The 15861-nt window shown below is 66.2% G+C and carries 14 protein-coding genes; 5 read left to right on the top strand and 9 right to left on the bottom strand.

All coding sequences use genetic code 11. The features are described 5' to 3' along the window. Nucleotides 1-436 precede the first annotated feature (436 nt). The 5 genes from A5753_RS21955 to A5753_RS21935 are packed head-to-tail and all read right to left on the bottom strand — an operon-like array spanning nt 437 to nt 6228. A complete protein-coding gene (locus A5753_RS21955) occupies nt 437-1195 on the bottom strand; it encodes an oxidoreductase (protein WP_067133414.1) in 759 nt (252 codons plus the stop codon). Between the two features lie 11 nt (nt 1196-1206). Continuing rightward, nucleotides 1207-2817 (bottom strand): ABC transporter ATP-binding protein, encoded by a 1611-nt coding sequence (locus tag A5753_RS21950; RefSeq protein ID WP_067133411.1) that lies wholly within the window; start codon nt 2815-2817, stop codon nt 1207-1209. Next, nucleotides 2814-3677 carry an ABC transporter permease gene (locus A5753_RS21945; protein WP_067133407.1) on the bottom strand — a complete coding sequence of 288 codons (864 nt, stop codon included), beginning with the start codon at nt 3675-3677 and terminating at the stop codon, nt 2814-2816. Before A5753_RS21945 ends, A5753_RS21950 begins: the two co-directional genes overlap by 4 nt. Next, nucleotides 3670-4596 carry an ABC transporter permease gene (locus A5753_RS21940; protein ID WP_067133404.1) on the bottom strand — a complete coding sequence of 309 codons (927 nt, stop codon included), beginning with the start codon at nt 4594-4596 and terminating at the stop codon, nt 3670-3672. Before A5753_RS21940 ends, A5753_RS21945 begins: the two co-directional genes overlap by 8 nt. Before the next feature lie 3 nt (nt 4597-4599). Beyond that, nucleotides 4600-6228: an ABC transporter substrate-binding protein gene (locus A5753_RS21935; protein ID WP_067133401.1), complete on the bottom strand. Its 1629-nt coding sequence runs from the start codon at nt 6226-6228 to the stop codon at nt 4600-4602. Between the two features lie 56 nt (nt 6229-6284). Here A5753_RS21935 and A5753_RS21930 point away from each other — a divergent pair, with 56 nt between their 5' ends. Then, nucleotides 6285-7370 (top strand): methyltransferase, encoded by a 1086-nt coding sequence (locus A5753_RS21930; RefSeq protein WP_067133397.1) that lies wholly within the window; start codon nt 6285-6287, stop codon nt 7368-7370. Nucleotides 7371-7883: 513 nt separating this feature from the next. Beyond that, a complete protein-coding gene (locus A5753_RS21925; RefSeq protein WP_067133394.1) occupies nt 7884-9410 on the top strand; it encodes an adenylate/guanylate cyclase domain-containing protein in 1527 nt (508 codons plus the stop codon). Nucleotides 9411-9419: 9 nt separating this feature from the next. Here the strand turns inward: A5753_RS21925 and A5753_RS24115 are convergent, their stop codons facing one another. Further along, on the bottom strand, nt 9420-9587 hold the full coding sequence (locus tag A5753_RS24115; RefSeq protein WP_231990140.1) for a nitroreductase/quinone reductase family protein: 168 nt from the start codon (nt 9585-9587) through the stop codon (nt 9420-9422). A gap of 29 nt (nt 9588-9616) precedes the next feature. Next, nucleotides 9617-10000 (bottom strand): DUF4232 domain-containing protein, encoded by a 384-nt coding sequence (locus A5753_RS24470; RefSeq protein WP_156656196.1) that lies wholly within the window; start codon nt 9998-10000, stop codon nt 9617-9619. Between the two features lie 241 nt (nt 10001-10241). Between A5753_RS24470 and acs the strand changes: the two genes are divergently transcribed. Then, nucleotides 10242-12191: an acetate--CoA ligase gene (gene acs / locus A5753_RS21915; RefSeq protein ID WP_067133391.1), complete on the top strand. Its 1950-nt coding sequence runs from the start codon at nt 10242-10244 to the stop codon at nt 12189-12191. A gap of 11 nt (nt 12192-12202) precedes the next feature. Here acs and A5753_RS21910 read toward each other — a convergent pair whose 3' ends face one another. Continuing rightward, nucleotides 12203-12901: a serine protease gene (locus A5753_RS21910; RefSeq protein WP_156656195.1), complete on the bottom strand. Its 699-nt coding sequence runs from the start codon at nt 12899-12901 to the stop codon at nt 12203-12205. Nucleotides 12902-13153: 252 nt separating this feature from the next. On the opposite strand from A5753_RS21910, the gene A5753_RS21905 reads away from it, so the two are divergent. Both A5753_RS21905 and A5753_RS21900 read left to right on the top strand, forming a co-directional pair. Next, the gene (locus A5753_RS21905; RefSeq protein ID WP_067133385.1) at nt 13154-13696 is read left to right on the top strand and encodes a phage holin family protein; all 543 of its coding nucleotides are present in this window, start codon (nt 13154-13156) and stop codon (nt 13694-13696) included. Continuing rightward, nucleotides 13697-14656 (top strand): alpha/beta fold hydrolase, encoded by a 960-nt coding sequence (locus A5753_RS21900; protein ID WP_067133382.1) that lies wholly within the window; start codon nt 13697-13699, stop codon nt 14654-14656. It begins immediately after the preceding gene. A 10-nt stretch (nt 14657-14666) separates the two neighbouring features. Here A5753_RS21900 and marP read toward each other — a convergent pair whose 3' ends face one another. Beyond that, nucleotides 14667-15860, bottom strand: a complete 1194-nt coding sequence (marP, locus tag A5753_RS21895) for an acid resistance serine protease MarP (RefSeq protein ID WP_156656203.1) — start codon at nt 15858-15860, stop codon at nt 14667-14669. Nucleotide 15861 lies beyond the last annotated feature (1 nt).

Raw genomic sequence — 15861 nt, 5'->3', positions numbered from 1 at the left:
TCGCTGAACCGGCAACACAAAACGGATTCGGCGCTATTCGCAATTGGGCCTTGCTGAGCTAGGGGTCTAGTAGTACAAAGGAACCACGGAAGCCCGGTGAGGCCAAGGTCGAGCCGGAAGAGAAGGTTCGTCCTCCCGACCCGGGCGCCCAGCACGGTGCTCGGCACCCACGCGGAGTCATAGCCGCGAAAATGGCAGAAGTGTTGCGGGCCTGCGATATTGCGAAATGCGGAAGGTGTCGACGGCCCTTTGGGTGGGGTCGCAACCGGTAAGCGTCGTGAGATCGCCGAGGCCAACCCACGCAGCCCCGAGATGCACGCTTGGTAACCGAGTCCCGTGCTAGCGGGCGGCGGACCGAACATTCGGAACGTCGCCCGCTCTGCATTTTCCGGTCCCTTTCCGGTGCCACTTCCCTGGCGGTCGGCAACCGCTCCAGCTATCGGTTCGACATCGCGTCGGCGATCGACACAGCCTCCTGCGCACCGGCTTTCATCGCACGGCAACACAGCACCAGCCAGGCTCCGACACCCCGCGGTGTGCCTTCGGCGAATTCCTGCGCGGCGTCGCGATACGCGGCGGGTTGACGCATCCAACTGACCTCGGGAACTCCCAGCCCATGTGGGTCCAGCCCGCTGGCGATGGTGACCAATCGCGCCACTGCGCGTGCCACCACGCCGTCCGCGCTGCCAAAAGGCCGCAGAGCCAGCAGTTCTCCGTGCGCGACGGCGGCGACCACCGGCGCCGGGACCTGGGTGCGCCCACCAACGATGTCCGCCAGCAATGCCAGACGCGCCCGCACGTCGCTGTCGGGACGTGGTCGTCCCAGTCGATCCTCGTCGGCCAAGTCCGCGGCGGCCAGCATGTGCAAGCGCGCCAGTGCCTGCAGGGGTGCCCGCTCCCAGGTCCGCACCAGCGGACCCTCGCCGCCCTCCAGCTCCTGGGCGACCCGCAGCGCTCCCCCGAACACCGGATCGCTGATCTGCCCGGCATCGGCGAGGTCCTCCAGCCGAACGGGGCCGCCGTCCAGCACCGACGACGCGCGCGCCGCCCGCAGCGCCGCCTCGGCGGCGGTCACCGGCCATCCTCGCAGGTTGGCGCGGTGGCGGTGGGCACGCCCCAGCGCGTCGCGGGCCCGGTCGCTGGCCTCGGCGACGCCGGGCAGTGCCATCAGGGGGGCCAGCGGGTCGGCTGTCACAACTTCACAACCTATCCCCGTCGGGGTCTTCGGGCATGCGGGATGGCGTCCAGCAACTGCCGGGTGTATTCGTGCCCGGGGGCGATGAACAGGCGCTCGGTGGGCGCCTGCTCCACGACGCGGCCCGCCCGCATGACCAGGACGTCGTCGGCGATCTGCCGGATCACCGCCAGGTCGTGGCTGATGAACAGGTAGGCCAGGCCGAGTTCGGCCTGCAGCTGCGCCAGCAAGTCGAGTATCTGCGCTTGTACCAAGACGTCGAGTGCCGACACCGCCTCGTCACACACCAGGACGTCCGGCCGCAACGCCAGCGCCCGCGCGATCGCGACCCGCTGGCGTTGGCCGCCAGACAGCTCACGTGGCAACCTGCTCAGCACCGACGACGGCAGCGCCACCTGGTCGACGAGTTCGCGCACGGCTTTCTCGCGGTGTTTGCGGTCACCGACGCGGTGAACGCGCAGCGGCTCCTCGATGGCGCGAAAGACCGAGTACATGGGATCCAGGCTGCTGTAGGGGTTTTGGAACACCGGCTGCACGCGCCGGCGAAAGGCCATCATGGCCTCCCGGCCCATGCCGTCGGAGATCGGCGTGCCATCGAAAACGACGGTGCCGGAGGTGGGTCGGAGCAGACCCAGCGCCATGCGGGCCACCGTCGACTTGCCGGAGCCGGATTCACCGACGATAGCCAGGGTGCGGGCCCGCTGCAGCCGGAACGACACCGCGTCGACGGCGCGGAACTCGCCACGCCGCCACGGTGCGCCGTGCGAATCCCGGTAGACCTTGGTGAGATCCGAGCCGATGAGGATGTCGTCGGTCCGGGCGGCGACCGGCCGGCTCCCGCGCGCCAGTGCCGGGGCCGCGGCCACCAAACGCTGCGTGTACTCATGTTGCGGATTGCGCAAAATAGTATGTGCGGCACCGGATTCCACCACGACGCCGCGATGGATGACGACGATCCGCTCCGACCGTTCGGCGGCCAGGGCCAGATCGTGCGTGATCAGCAGCAGCCCGGTGCCCAGCTCGTCGGTGAGGCGCGCGAGGTGATCGAGCACCTGCCGTTGCACCGTGACGTCGAGGGCCGATGTCGGTTCGTCGGCGATCAGCAACTGCGGGCGGCCCGCCAAACCGATGGCGATCAGCGCGCGCTGGCACATGCCGCCCGACAATTGGTGCGGATACTTAACGGCCTGCTTCGCAGGATCCGACATGCCGGCCTGGGCGAGCAGCTCCGCCGCCCGACGCCTGTCCGCGCGGCCATCGGTGTTGATCCGCAACGCTTCTGAGATTTGAAAGCCGACCTTCCACACAGGGTTGAGGTTGGTCATCGGGTCTTGAGGCACGTAGCCGATGCGACGCCCTCGGATCGTCCGCAGCAGCCGCCGGTCGGCGGAGGTGAGGTCCAGGCCATCAAAAATGATGCGGCCGGCCGTGATTCGGCCCCCTGGCGGCAGCAGCCCGAGTATCGCGGCAGCCGTCGTGGATTTTCCGCATCCCGACTCGCCGACCACGGCGACGGTTTGGCCGCGCTGGATGCTCAGGTCTACCCCGCCTACCGCGGGAGTGTGGTTGCCGAACCTGACTTCCAGGCCCTCGACCCTCAACAGTGGCTCACGCGCGGTCATGCGCGCCTCGCCCGCGAGGCCGGATCGAGGGCGTCGCGCAGGGCGTCGCCCATCATCATGAACGCCAGCACCGTCGTCGCCAGTGCACCGGCGGGATAGAACAGGATGGGCGAACCGGCCCGCAGCCGCGTCTGGGCGAGGTTGATGTCGCCACCCCACGAGACCACCGAGGTGGGCAGCCCGACGCCGAGATAGGACAGCGTGGCCTCGGTGACGATGAAGGCCCCCAACGCAATCGTGGACATCGCGATCACCGGTCCCACCGCGTTGGGCAGTGCATGACGCAGCAGCGTCTGAAACCTGCTCAGCCCCAACGCTTTGGCCGCGAGCACATAATCGCTGCCGCGCACCTCCAGCACCGCGCCACGAGCGATCCTGGCTATCTGCGGCCAACCGAACAACGCCAGGATGGCGATCACCGTCCACACCGTGCGATGGTGCAGAACCTGCATGAGGACGATCGCGGCCAACAGCAGCGGCAGGCCGAAAAAGATGTCGGTGACGCGGGAGACGACCGCGTCGAGCCAGCCTCCGTAGAAGCCGGCCAATGCGCCCAGCGCCCCGCCGACGAAGAAGACCAGCAGTGTGGCGCCCAGCCCGACGGTCACCGACGCGCGCGCCCCGTAGATGGTGCGCGTGTAGATGTCGTGGCCCTGCAGGTCTGTGCCGAACCAGTGCGCCGCCGAAGGGCTGCGCAGACTTTGGCTCGGATCGGCATAGCTGGGGTCGCCGTGGGTGAACAACGAGGGACACAGCGCGACAAGCAGAATGAGGAAGATCAGCACGGCGGCGACGACGAATTTCGGACGGCGGTGCAGCTTGCGCCAGGTCTCGCCCCAAAAGCCGGAATGCTCAGCCATAGCGGATCCTCGGGTCCAGGGCCGCATAGAGCAGATCCACCGCCAGGTTGGTCACCAGATAGATCAGGACCAGCACCGTCACGATCGACACCACGGTCGGCGCTTCCTGCCGGGTGACCGCCTGATAGAGCACGCCGCCGACACCATGAATGTTGAAAATCCCCTCGGTCACAATGGCTCCGCCCATCAGCGCACCCAGGTCGGCGCCCAGGAAGGTCACGACCGGGATCAGCGAGTTGCGCAGGATGTGCACGGTCACCACCCGTGGGCGCGACAACCCCTTGGCGGTGGCGGTGCGGACGTAGTCGGTGTGCGCGTTGGCCGCCACGGCGGATCGCGTCAACCGTACGACGTAGGCGAACGAGACAGAGCCCAAGACGATTCCGGGAAGCAGCAGGCGCACGAACGTCGCCCGTTCGCCGACGGTGACCGGCGCGACGCCCAACTTGACCCCAAACAGGAACTGGGCCAGAAAGCCCAGGACGAAGATCGGTATCGCGATGATCATCAGCCCGGCAATCAGCACCGTGGCATCGAACAGCCCCCCTTGACGCAGCCCGCAGATCACGCCAAACCCGACGCCCAGCACGGCCTCCACGATCAAAGCGATCAGCGCGAGCCGGATCGTGACCGGAAACGCATGTGCCAGAACGGCGCTGACCGGCAACCCGGAATAGGCGCGGCCCAGGTCGCCGTGCACGACGCCGCCCAGGTAGCGCAGATACTGCACGATGAACGGATCGTCGAGGTGATAGCGCGCCCGAAGCGCGGCGGCAACCGCCGGGGTCAGCGGCCGGTCCCCGGCGATGGCGGCCAGGGGGTCGCCGGGCAGCAGGAAGACCATGCCGTAGATGAGCAAGGTGGCGCCCAGGAAAACGGGCACCATGACGGCGATCCTGCGCACGACGTACCAGCCCATGTCTTAACCCTTGACAAGATTCTCGTAGTCGGGCAGCCCGTTCCAGGTGACCTTGACGGCGCTGATCTCCGGTGACCACCCGACCACGGCGATGTAGTACCACAGCGGCACGGCGGGCATGTCGCGCAACAGGATTCGTTGAGCGACGTTCACCAGCACGTCGGCCCGGCGTAGGTCGGGAGCCGCCTCGGCCGCGGCCAGTCCAGCGTCAAATTGGCGGCTGGAATATCCGACGTCGTTGGATCCCGCACCGGTGGCGTACAACGGGGCGAGGAACTCGATCATCGACGGGTAGTCGCCTATCCAGCCGGCCCGGAACGCGGTGTCGATCGTACGGTTGGTGATCTGCGTGCGAAACCCCGCGAAGGTGGGTTGCGGCGCGCCGACGGCGTCGATGCCCAGCACGTTCTTGATGCTGTTGGCCACCGCGTCCACCCACTCCTGATGGCCGCTGTCTGCGTTATAGGCGATGGCGTACCGCCCGCTCCACGGCGAGATCGCGTTCGCCTGGGCCCAGAGTTCGCGCGCCCGTTCGGGATTGAAGTCCAATCCGTCACTGCCCGGAATGTTCGGGTCGAATCCCGGCAACGAGCTGGCGGTGAAATCGCGGGCGGGGCTGCGAGTGTTGTTGAAGATCTGCTGACATATCTGGGGGCGGTTGATGGACGCGGACAACGCGAGCCGGCGCAGTCGGCCTTCCTCGCCGCCGAAATGGGGCAGCCGCAGCGGCGTGTCGAGCGATTGGCTAACGGCGACGGGCCCGCTGGCGGCGTTGCCGCCCAGGTCGCGCTTGTAGATCGTCAACGCGCTGGACGGGATCGTATCCAGCACATCGAGATTGCCCGACAGTAGGTCGGCGTACGCGGTGTCCAGGTTTGCGTAGAACTCGAACCGCAGGCCCTTATTGCGGGGTTTACGGTTGCCGTGATAATCCGGATTGGGCCGCAGGTCAATTCGGACGTTGTGTTCCCACGCGGGCCCGTCGGGGCCGTCGGCGAGTTTGTACGGGCCGTTACCAATCGGGTGCTGCCCGAAAGCGCCCATGTCCCGAAAGGCCGCCTGCGGCAGCGGATAGAACGCGCTGTGGCCCAGCCGCAACTTGAAGTCGATGGTTGGCGCTTTCAGCCGAACGGTGAACTCCCGGTCGTTGATCACCTGCAGGCCGGACATGGTGGTGGTCGTCGGCTTGCCGTCGGCGGTCAGCCCGGCGACGGCGTCGTAACCGTCGATCGGGCTGAAGAAGCTCTGCTGCAGTTGGGCATTGGTACTCAGCGCGCCGTAGTTCCAGGCATCGACGAATGAATGTGCCGTCACCGGCGAGCCGTCGGTGAACGTCCAACCGGGTTTGAGGATGATCCGGTAGCTGACGTTGTCGGTGGTATCGACGGACTGGGCCACCTCCGGTGACGGATTTCCCGCGGCATCGTAGGACATCAGCCCGGCGAACAGCCGATCGAGGATCCGGCCGCCCAGGCTGTCGTTGGTGCCGGTGGGAATCAGGGGGTTCGGCGGTTCCCCGCCGTTGGCCACCACCAGATCCGGGCTGAGGACGCCGCCGCCGCACCCGGCCAGTGCGGCGGCCGCCAGCATGACGACGGCAGCGACAGCCGGCCAGCCCCACATCCGACGCATGCCAATCGACCCTAGGGCAAGTCAAATAGAGTGCAGCGATCCGGCATGCTGATCTGATGGACGAAACTGCCTCGGTTCCTGATCCAACAATGCTGTATCGGATACGCGACGGCGTATACGCCAACGACCTGTTGATTACCGCCGTGGCCGACCTGGATCTGTTCACCTGGCTAGACAAACGCGGACCAATTCGCGCATCCGAGCTAGTTGGCGAGTTAAACCTGGCGAGGCGCCCCACTGACGTCCTTCTCACCTACTGCGCCGCACTGGGATTGATCGATCGCGACGTGGTCGACGGGGATCGCGTAGAGCTCACGGAAACGGCGCGCCATCATCTCGTGGCCGGTTCACGTTACGACTTGCGCCCCTACTACGGATCATTGGCCGAACGGCCCGCGGTCATCGAACTTGGGCAAGTGCTGCGAACCGGCAAGCAGGCCCCTTGGGCCAGCGCGCAGCTGACCGGACCAATATCGGCGTCACCCGCCGGGGCACCCGCCAACGCCGATTGGTCCGGCAGGCTGACCGACCCGCAATTCGCATCCACGATCACCGCGGCCATGGATGCTCGAGCCGCCTTTCTCGCCCCCGCACTCGCACGCGCTGTCGAAAGCCTTCCGATCAGCAACCTGCTCGATATCGGCGGCAGTTCGGGTAGTTATGCGAGTGCCATTATCGACAGGCGCCCCGATACCCGCGCGGCGGTGTTCGAGCGGCCACCGGTCGATGAGGCGGCCCGCACGCTCCTGCGGGAACGCGGCCTCAGTGACCGGATCTCAGTCATCACCGGCGACATGTTCACCGACCCGCTCCCCGACGGTTACGACGTACACCTGTACTCGCAAGTGTTGCACGATTGGGATGCCGAGCGAGTCGCCCAGTTGCTGGCCGCATCGTTTGCGGCATTGCTCCCCGGGGGCTGGTTACTCGACCACGACACTCACATCAACTCAGACAAACGCGGTCCACTGTCCGTGGCCGAATACTCGGTTCTGTTGATGCACTCCACCCTCGGAAAGTGTTGGTCGAGATACGAACTCGCTAAAATTGCCACCGCAGTAGGCTTTGCCGATATCGTCGAGCGCCCCACCATCTGTGATCGCAGCGTCCTGGTCGCCCACAAACCCGACAGGCGCGCATAGCCCATTCACCAGGCAAGCACCGCGACTCGCACACGGTCACGGTTGATAAAAGCCCTGAGACCGGCCCGGAAATCTCGGTACATGGCAACGAGACTCACGCCGTCGTCAGGCGATAGCGCCAGCAGTCCTCAACACGACCGCGCCTGACCGTGACCGCGCCACCCTTCCCAGCCGCTGTGGCACTGGCAGGCCGGCCTCACAACGCCCCGGCCGGCGCCAGCGCGCCTAAGAAAGTCATCATCACATCCCCGGCCGCAACAATGTTGCGCCATCGCTTCGTACACCGGTCCCGGCTCGCGCACGTATGCCATCACAGCCGCCAAGTGCTGGCATCGGAGAACCGACCCAAAGGTAGCAACCGGGAACAACCGGAACGAGACGTAACGAACACCCAGCTCACACCGCAAAATCGTCGGCACAGCATCAGGTCCGAATCCGGGCAACCCCCCACGGGGGCAGCACAGATGCGGCCTTTTGCGCCCATCGCGGCCGGCCGCCCTTTAATCTCCCGGCATGGACCGCATCTGGCAGTGGATATGGGAGCGCTGCGGGGCGAGATATTACTGGTGGGCTCTGTGCGCTGCCGCGTTTCTCGTTTCGTTTCCGATCTACTTCAGCTTCTTGTCGCTTCCGATCGTCGCTTCTGAGAAGTCCGATCGCTACGCGGATGCGACGGCCATCAGCGTTGTCGCCGTGATGGTTCTTGTCTGCATCATTATTCTTCCGGGTCGCCCGTGGGCGCGCCTCATGGAGCAGTGGTCAGCCGGCCGCGACGTCGACCGAGCGGCCGCGCTTGAGGCCACGTATAACTACGCCCGCAGTTCGACTGCCCGAACGGTGTGGGGAACAGGGGTATGGGCCGCGGTGTTGTCCGTCGTTATCGGCGCGATCGCCGGAGCGACATCGACACGATTGATCCAATACGGCATCCGCGGCGCCGTCATAGGAGCGGCGATCCAGCTGATCGCTTTTCACAGCATCGTGGAGGCGGTACTGCGCCCAGTCAGAATCGCGCTTGCCGGCAACACCGGGATCGGCGATTCGCTGCCCCGTTCGCGCCCGAGTTTTGCCGCGCGGTCAAACATGTCCATGGTTGCGGCCGCGTTCGGGTACGCCGTTGGTGGCGCCATGTTCGCCACCGTGCTCGGTCCAATTAGCGATGCCCCGATCCTGCCCGTCGTGATCGGATGCGCGCTGACGCTTGCCTTCGCGGTGCCGGTCTCCGTCGGTATCGGGTTTTCCCACTCCCTGAAACCCGTTCGCGACCTAGCCAAGGGTGCCGAACGTGTTGCGGCAGGCGACTATAGCCAGCGGCTGCCGGTGGTTCAGGATGATGACCTTGGCGCGTTGGCCGCATCATTCAATCGTATGCAGGCGGGTTTGGCTGAGCGGCAACGACTTCAGAGTGCGTTCGGCACCTACGTCGACCCGGCCTTAGCGGCGCGGCTGCTTCAGCAGGGCGATGACGTGTTCACCGGAGAACGCCGCGAGGTGACGGTGATGTTCGTCGACATCCGCGATTTCACCCCGTTCGCCGAGGCCAACACCGCCGAAGACACCGTTGCCCGGCTCAACGCGCTGTTCGAGATCGTCGTGCCCGCTGTCGTCGACGCCGGTGGGCACGTCAACAAGTTCCTAGGCGACGGTGCGCTGGCCTTCTTTGGCGCCCCCAACGACCTTGCCGATCATGCCGATGCCGCGGTCGCCGCGGCGGTGCTGATCCACCGCCTCGTCGGCGCACGGTTCGGCGATCAGCTTCGCATCGGCATCGGCATCAACACCGGTAAGGTGATCGCCGGAACCATCGGCGGCGCAAGCAAGCTGGAGTTCACCCTGATCGGCGACACCGTCAACGTCGCCGCCCGCGTCGAACAGCTCACTAAGTCCACCGGTGACGCGATCCTTCTCACCGGCGCGTGCGTGGACGCGCTGACATCTCGACCGCCCGGCCTCCTCGACCGGGGAACGCACGCGTTGAAGGGCAAATCGGCCGAGGTGCGGGTCTTCACTCTCGGCCTAGAAGCTCCCGCCGCCCCCTGAGCTGCGGGGCTACCGGGCTGTTCCACCTTTCGGGACCATGTCGACGATAGCGATTGGTCGCGACGTCTTCTTTTGGTATCCGTTGTACCGGTTTTGATTGTTCTTGCTGACGATCTGCCACAGCCGCGGGTAATTGGGATCGGCGGACAGCGCCGTCGGGCGGTGACGACGAAACATCGTGGGCCGACCCTGATCTCGACGTCGGCTTAACCTTCAGGCTCCGGCCCGGCCAGCACCTGCATCGAAGCCCTGCTGATCGCCGAACTGCGGGTGCGCTTCGCCGAAGCCACTAGACCGGCAAACGGCCGGTCGTGAAATCGTTTATGTCGCCGCGGTGATGGATGCAACTGCAAATCGCAGGCAGCGCCGCTGCCGTAGCCACGCGGCGTGGGCCGGGCGTGAATCGGTGACCCGCCGGCGCCCGAATCCACCCAGGGGTATCCGGTCAGCGTGCACGGCTCGGCGCCGCCGGCGAGCGCGAACATCAACGTCACCGCGCGATGACCCACCGCGCTTTCTGCCGGGAAGGCGGTGACGGCGACCTGGTCTGACCGGCAGGGCGTGGCCTCCTCGCCGCTTTCCAGCGGCATGGCCGGAACAGGGTGGCCATCGCGTACATCGTTGTGGCCGCGGCAAAACCGGGGACTAGTCGGCGGACGCACCGCCCATGACCCGGCACACGGGTGATCATCCGGCATGAGGGCAGACTTGACCCAGGATTGGCGCCCGCAGCTAGCACTCGCACAGCTACGCGTCACCCGGCTAGGCTCGCAGTCGGCCGACAGCGTGACGCCACTCCAACGGCGCAGTCCCGACACAGGAGAGAAGCCAGTGACCGCCACCAATTCCGCGGGCCCGTCGTCGTATCCACCGCCGGCGCAGTTCGCCGAACAGGCCAACGCCGGCGAGGAACTGTACCGCGAGGCCGACGACGACTGGTTGGCGTTTTGGACGAAGCAGGCCAATCGGCTCGCGTGGGCTACGCCGTTCACCGAGGTGTTGGACTGGTCCGAAGCGCCGTTCGCCAAGTGGTTCGCCGACGGCAAGCTCAACGTCGCCTACAACTGCGTCGACCGCCACGTGGAGGCCGGGCACGGGGACCGGGTCGCCATCCACTGGGAGGGTGAACCCGGCGACAGCCGCAGCCTGACCTATTGCGACCTGCAGGCCGAAGTTTGTAAAGCGGCCAACGCGCTGACCGACCTCGGCCTGGTCGCCGGCGACCGGGTCGCGATCTACCTGCCGCTGATTCCCGAGGCGGTGATCGCGATGCTGGCCTGCGCGCGCCTGGGTCTCATGCACAGCGTGGTGTTCGCCGGCTTCACCGCCAAGGCGCTGCAGGCCCGCATCGCCGACGCCCAGGCCAAGCTGGTGATCACCAGCGACGGCCAGTTCCGCCGCGGCAAGCCGGCGCCGTTGAAGGACGCGGCCGATGAGGCCGTCAGCGCCGGCGACAGCCCCGTCGAGCACGTACTTGTGGTGCGGCGCACGGGAATTGACGTGTCCTGGAACGACGACCGTGACCTGTGGTGGCACGACGTCGTCGACGCGGCACCGGCCGAACACACCCCGGAACCGTTCGACGCCGAGCAGCCGCTGTTCCTGCTGTACACCTCGGGAACCACCGGCAAGCCCAAGGGCATCGTGCACACCAGCGGCGGCTACCTGACCCATGCCGCCTATACGCATTACTACGTCTTTGACATCAAGGCCGAAAGCGACGTCTTCTGGTGCACCGCCGACATCGGCTGGGTCACCGGCCACACCTACGGCGTCTACGGTCCGCTGGCCAACGGTGTCACCGAGGTGCTCTACGAGGGCACGCCCGACTCGCCCACTCAGCACCGGCATTTCGAAATCATCGAAAAGCTCGGTGTGACAATCTATTACACTGCACCCACGCTGATCCGCACGTTCATGAAGTGGGGTCGCGAGATTCCCGACGCGCACGACCTGTCCAGCCTGCGACTGCTGGGCACGGTCGGTGAACCGATCAATCCCGAGGCGTGGCGCTGGTATCACAAGGTGATCGGCGCCGAGAGCCTCCCGATCGTGGACACCTGGTGGCAGACCGAAACTGGCGCCACGATGATCTCCCCGCTGCCCGGAGTCGCTGCGGCCAAGCCCGGTTCGGCGATGAGGCCGCTGCCCGGCATCTCGGCCAAGATCGTCGATGACCACGGCGATGACCTGAAGCCGGCCGTCCACAAGGAGGAGCACATCACCGGCTACCTGGTCTTGGACCGGCCGTGGCCGTCCATGCTGCGCGGCATCTGGGGCGATCCGGAACGATACGTCGAGACCTACTGGTCCAGATTCGCCGAGCAGGGCTGGTATTTCGCCGGCGACAGCGCCTATTACGACCGCGACGGCGCCATCTGGGTGGTGGGCCGCATCGACGACGTGATGAACGTGTCGGGGCATCGGCTGTCGACCGCCGAGGTGGAGTCGGCGCTGGTCGGCCACGCTTCGGTGGCCGAGGCGGCGGTGGTCGGGGCGACCGATGCGACCACCGGCCAGGCCATCTGCGCGTTCGTCGTCCTGCGTGGCGATCACCAAGTGCACGACGGGATCGTCGACGAATTGCGCGTCGAGGTGGCCCGGGAGATCTCACCGATCGCCCGCCCACGCGAGGTTCACGTGGTGCCCGAGCTACCCAAGACCCGCAGCGGCAAGATCATGCGCAGGCTGTTACGCGACATCGCCGAAAACCGCGAATTGGGTGACACGTCCACGCTGCTGGATCCCGACGTCTTCGACGCGATCAGGGCGGCGAAGTAGTCGCTGCCCGTTCAGCCCGGCAGCGGGCTGAACCCCGCACCGGGCCGATGTTTGGCGTTGATGTCGCCCAAGATCGCGTTGAACGACTGGACCACGGCCGGCGTGTGCAGCGGGATGTATTTGATGATGCAGGTCGGCAGGTTGTCGCTGAACGCTCCGTGGATCATCCCGACCAATAGATTGTTGACGGTGACCGGCGCGCCGGAGTCGCCCGGCTGACCACAAACCTGCATGACGATGGTGCCCGGTGATTGACCCATGCCCCAGGTGACACCGCACGAATTGCCGGTGGTGCGGCCCTGTTTGCAAGCGATCTCGCCGAAGGCGGGGTCCGGACCGATGCCGGTGATCAAAAAGCCGTTGAAGTTGGCCACCGGTGTCACCTTGGCCGGGTCGAACTTGATCACCGCGTAGTCGAGGTTGTCGTTACCCGCCACCATGGTGCCCAATACGCCCGCGTTCTCCGCGCCCTCGGCGGTGACCTGTGCTCCCGGGCCGCCGCAGTGCGCGGAGGTGAAACCGATCAGCTCACCGGCGGCATCGCCGCCGATGGTGGTCAGGGTGCACATGGTGTCGCCGTTGATGACGATGCCCGCACCACCGCCCATCGGGATGCGGACGTCGGCGGCAGCGGCGCGGGCAAACGAACCCACGGCGGCAACGAGCAGGGCGACCATCGCCAATACGAAGCATCGGTGCGCCCTCCGCACAGCCCCACTCCTATCGGTAGGCCGGACATCGCGACCGGCTTGGCCGAGTGTAATCGTCCGGGATGTGATGTCTCGTTCTGAAGAAAGCGCGTCGGCCGCGCCGCGTCACCGACGGCCCTCTGGCCGAACCGAACTGGCCGTGGGGAGTCCAATCGCGCGGCGGAGTGCTCGGCTGGCCTCGTATGTCATCGCACCACATGGCAACATGAACCGCGATGACAGCGAGCCGGCGATGACGAAAGAGGACCGTCTGTGAGCAAAGCCGATGACAAGAACGGTGTGCCCAACACCCTGACCACGATTCCGCTGACGGATCCGCATGCCAAGCCCGCCGAGCCGTCGATCGGTGATCTGATCAAGGATGCGACGACCCAGGTCTCCACGCTGGTGCGGGCCGAAGTCGAACTGGCCCGCGCCGAAATTACCCGCGACGTCAAAAAGGGTCTCACGGGAAGCGTCTTCTTCATCGCGGCGCTGGTGGTGCTGTTCTACTCCACCTTCTTTTTCTTCTTCTTCGTCGCCGAGCTGCTCGACACCTGGCTGTGGCGCTGGGTCTCCTATCTGATCGTGTTCGGGATCATGGTGGTAACCGGCGCCCTCTTGGCGCTGCTGGGCTTCCTCAAGGTGCGCCGGATCCGCGGGCCGCGTCAGACCATCGAATCGGTCAAGGAAACGCGCACCGCGCTCACGCCGGGCCACGACAAGGCGCCCGGCGGTGCCAAGCAGCTCCCCGAACCGCCTGTCAGGCACGCGAAGCCCGGAGACGGCGCGTCCGGCGATCCATCGGGTTGGTAGATGGCACCGCCGGATCCGTCGGTAGCGCGCATCGAGGGGCCGTGGCGCCATCTCGATGTCCATGCCAACGGCATCCGCTTCCACGTCGTCGAAGGTCTCAACGACGCCGACGGCCCGCCTGCAACCGCCCGCCCGCTTGTCATGCTGCTGCACGGTTTCGGGTCGTTCTGGTGGTCCTGGCGTCATCAGCTCCGCGGTCTGCGCGGCGCGCGGGTGATCGCCGTCGACCTGCGCGGCTATGGCGGCAGCGATAAGCCACCCCGCGGCTACGACGGCTGGACGATGGCCGGCGACACCGCCGGACTCATTCGTGCGTTGGGGCACTCCTCGGCGACCTTGGTGGGTCACGCCGACGGCGGGCTGGGCTGCTGGGCCACCGCGTTGTTGCATCCGCGGCTGGTGTCGGCGATCGCGCTGATCAGTGCTCCGCATCCGGCGGCGTTGCGGCGCTCCACGTTGACGCGGCGCGACCAGGGTTATGCGCTTTTGCCGACGTTGCTGCAATACCAGATCCCGTTGTGGCCAGAGCGGCTGTTGACCCGGGACAACGCCGCCGAGATCGAACGCCTGGTCCGAAGTCGCAGCTGCGGCAAATGGCTTGCCTCCGAAGACTTCTCCGAGACCATCGGCCATTTGCGGACGGCGATCCAAATCCCGGCGGCCGCGCACAGCGCCCTCGAATATCAGCGCTGGGCGGCGCGCAGCCAGCTGCGCGATGAAGGCCGGCGTTTCATGAAATCGATGAGTCAGCAGCTCAGCGTGCCGCTGCTACACCTGCGCGGCGAGGCGGATCCCTACGTGCTGGCCGACCCGGTCGACCGCACGCGGCGCTACGCGCCGCAGGGACGCTACGTATCTATCGCGGGCGCAGGGCATTTCAGCCACGAAGAGGCACCCGAGGAAATCAATAGGCACCTGACGAAATTCCTGGAACAGGTGCACCTGACCCGGGCGCGATAGGCGCGGCCGCTCAGCCAACGCAGGACCCGGTTCCCACCAGTTGGGTGTCACCGATCCTGGACAACTGACTTGCCACCTCGTCGGCGGTCAACACGAACCCGGTGTCGGGGTCGTCGACCGCCGCACCGAACACCACGCCAAGCACGTGACCGTCGAGATCGATCAATGGTCCACCCGAATTTCCTTGCTCCACACTGGCTCTGATCGTATAGACGTCACGGGTGACGGGTGCGGGATCACGGTAAATGTCGGGTCCGCTCAACTTGATCAGCTCGCGGATCCTGGCCGGGGTCGCGGTGAAGTTCCCGCCTCCGGGATAACCCAGAACCACAACGCTGGCACCGGTTTTCGCGTCACCCTGGGCGAAGGCCAGCGGGGGCGGCGGTAAGTTGGGGACGGCCAGGATCGCGATGTCGACCGCCGGATCGTAGGACACCACGGTGGCATCGAGGGGATTGCCGCTGGCGTAGATCTGAACGCTGTTCGAGCCGGCCACCACGTGCGCGTTGGTCATCACCCGGTCGGGTGCGATCACAAATCCGCTGCCCTCCAACACTTTCTGGCAGCTGGGTGCCAGGCTGCGAACCTTGACCACGCTGGGAGCGGTGGCCTGCACCACCGGATTGCCGGCCAGCTCGGGATCAGGAGATGCGACGGGAATGACCGGGGTGCGGCTGAACGGCTCCAGCACCGCGGGCAAACCGGAGGTGTTCAGCAGCGCGGACAACCGCTTGGGCACCGTCTTGAGCCAGGGCGGCGCGACGTCGTTGACGCGGGCCAGCACTCGCGAACCGCGGACCGCGGCGGCCAGTTCCGGCTGGTCCTTGGACTGGGTCAGCGGCGTCGCCAACAACCACGCGGCGGTCAGCACCACAACCAACTGGACCGCCACCCCGATGACCGAGTCGACCGTTCGGATGGACCGGCTGCGGATTGCGCCGCGCACGGCGCGTCCGAGCACGACACCGGCGACCTCGCCGACGACGACGAGCGCGAGGATCAGGAACAGTGCGGCAAACAATTTCGCGCGCGGCGCGGCGATGTGGCTGACCAAGTGGGGTGCCAGCAGCACACCCGCGATCGCGCCGAGCAAAACCCCGACGAACGACAGCAACGACCCCAGCGCGCCCGACCGCCAGCCGGAGATCGCCGCGATGAAAGCGACCGCGAGGACGGCGACATCCAGCCACTGTGACGGAGTCATG

The organism is Mycobacterium sp. 852002-51971_SCH5477799-a (genome assembly GCF_001667145.1).
Taxonomy (GTDB): Bacteria; Actinomycetota; Actinomycetes; order Mycobacteriales; family Mycobacteriaceae; genus Mycobacterium.
This window is presented reverse-complemented; position numbering and strand designations above follow the sequence as displayed.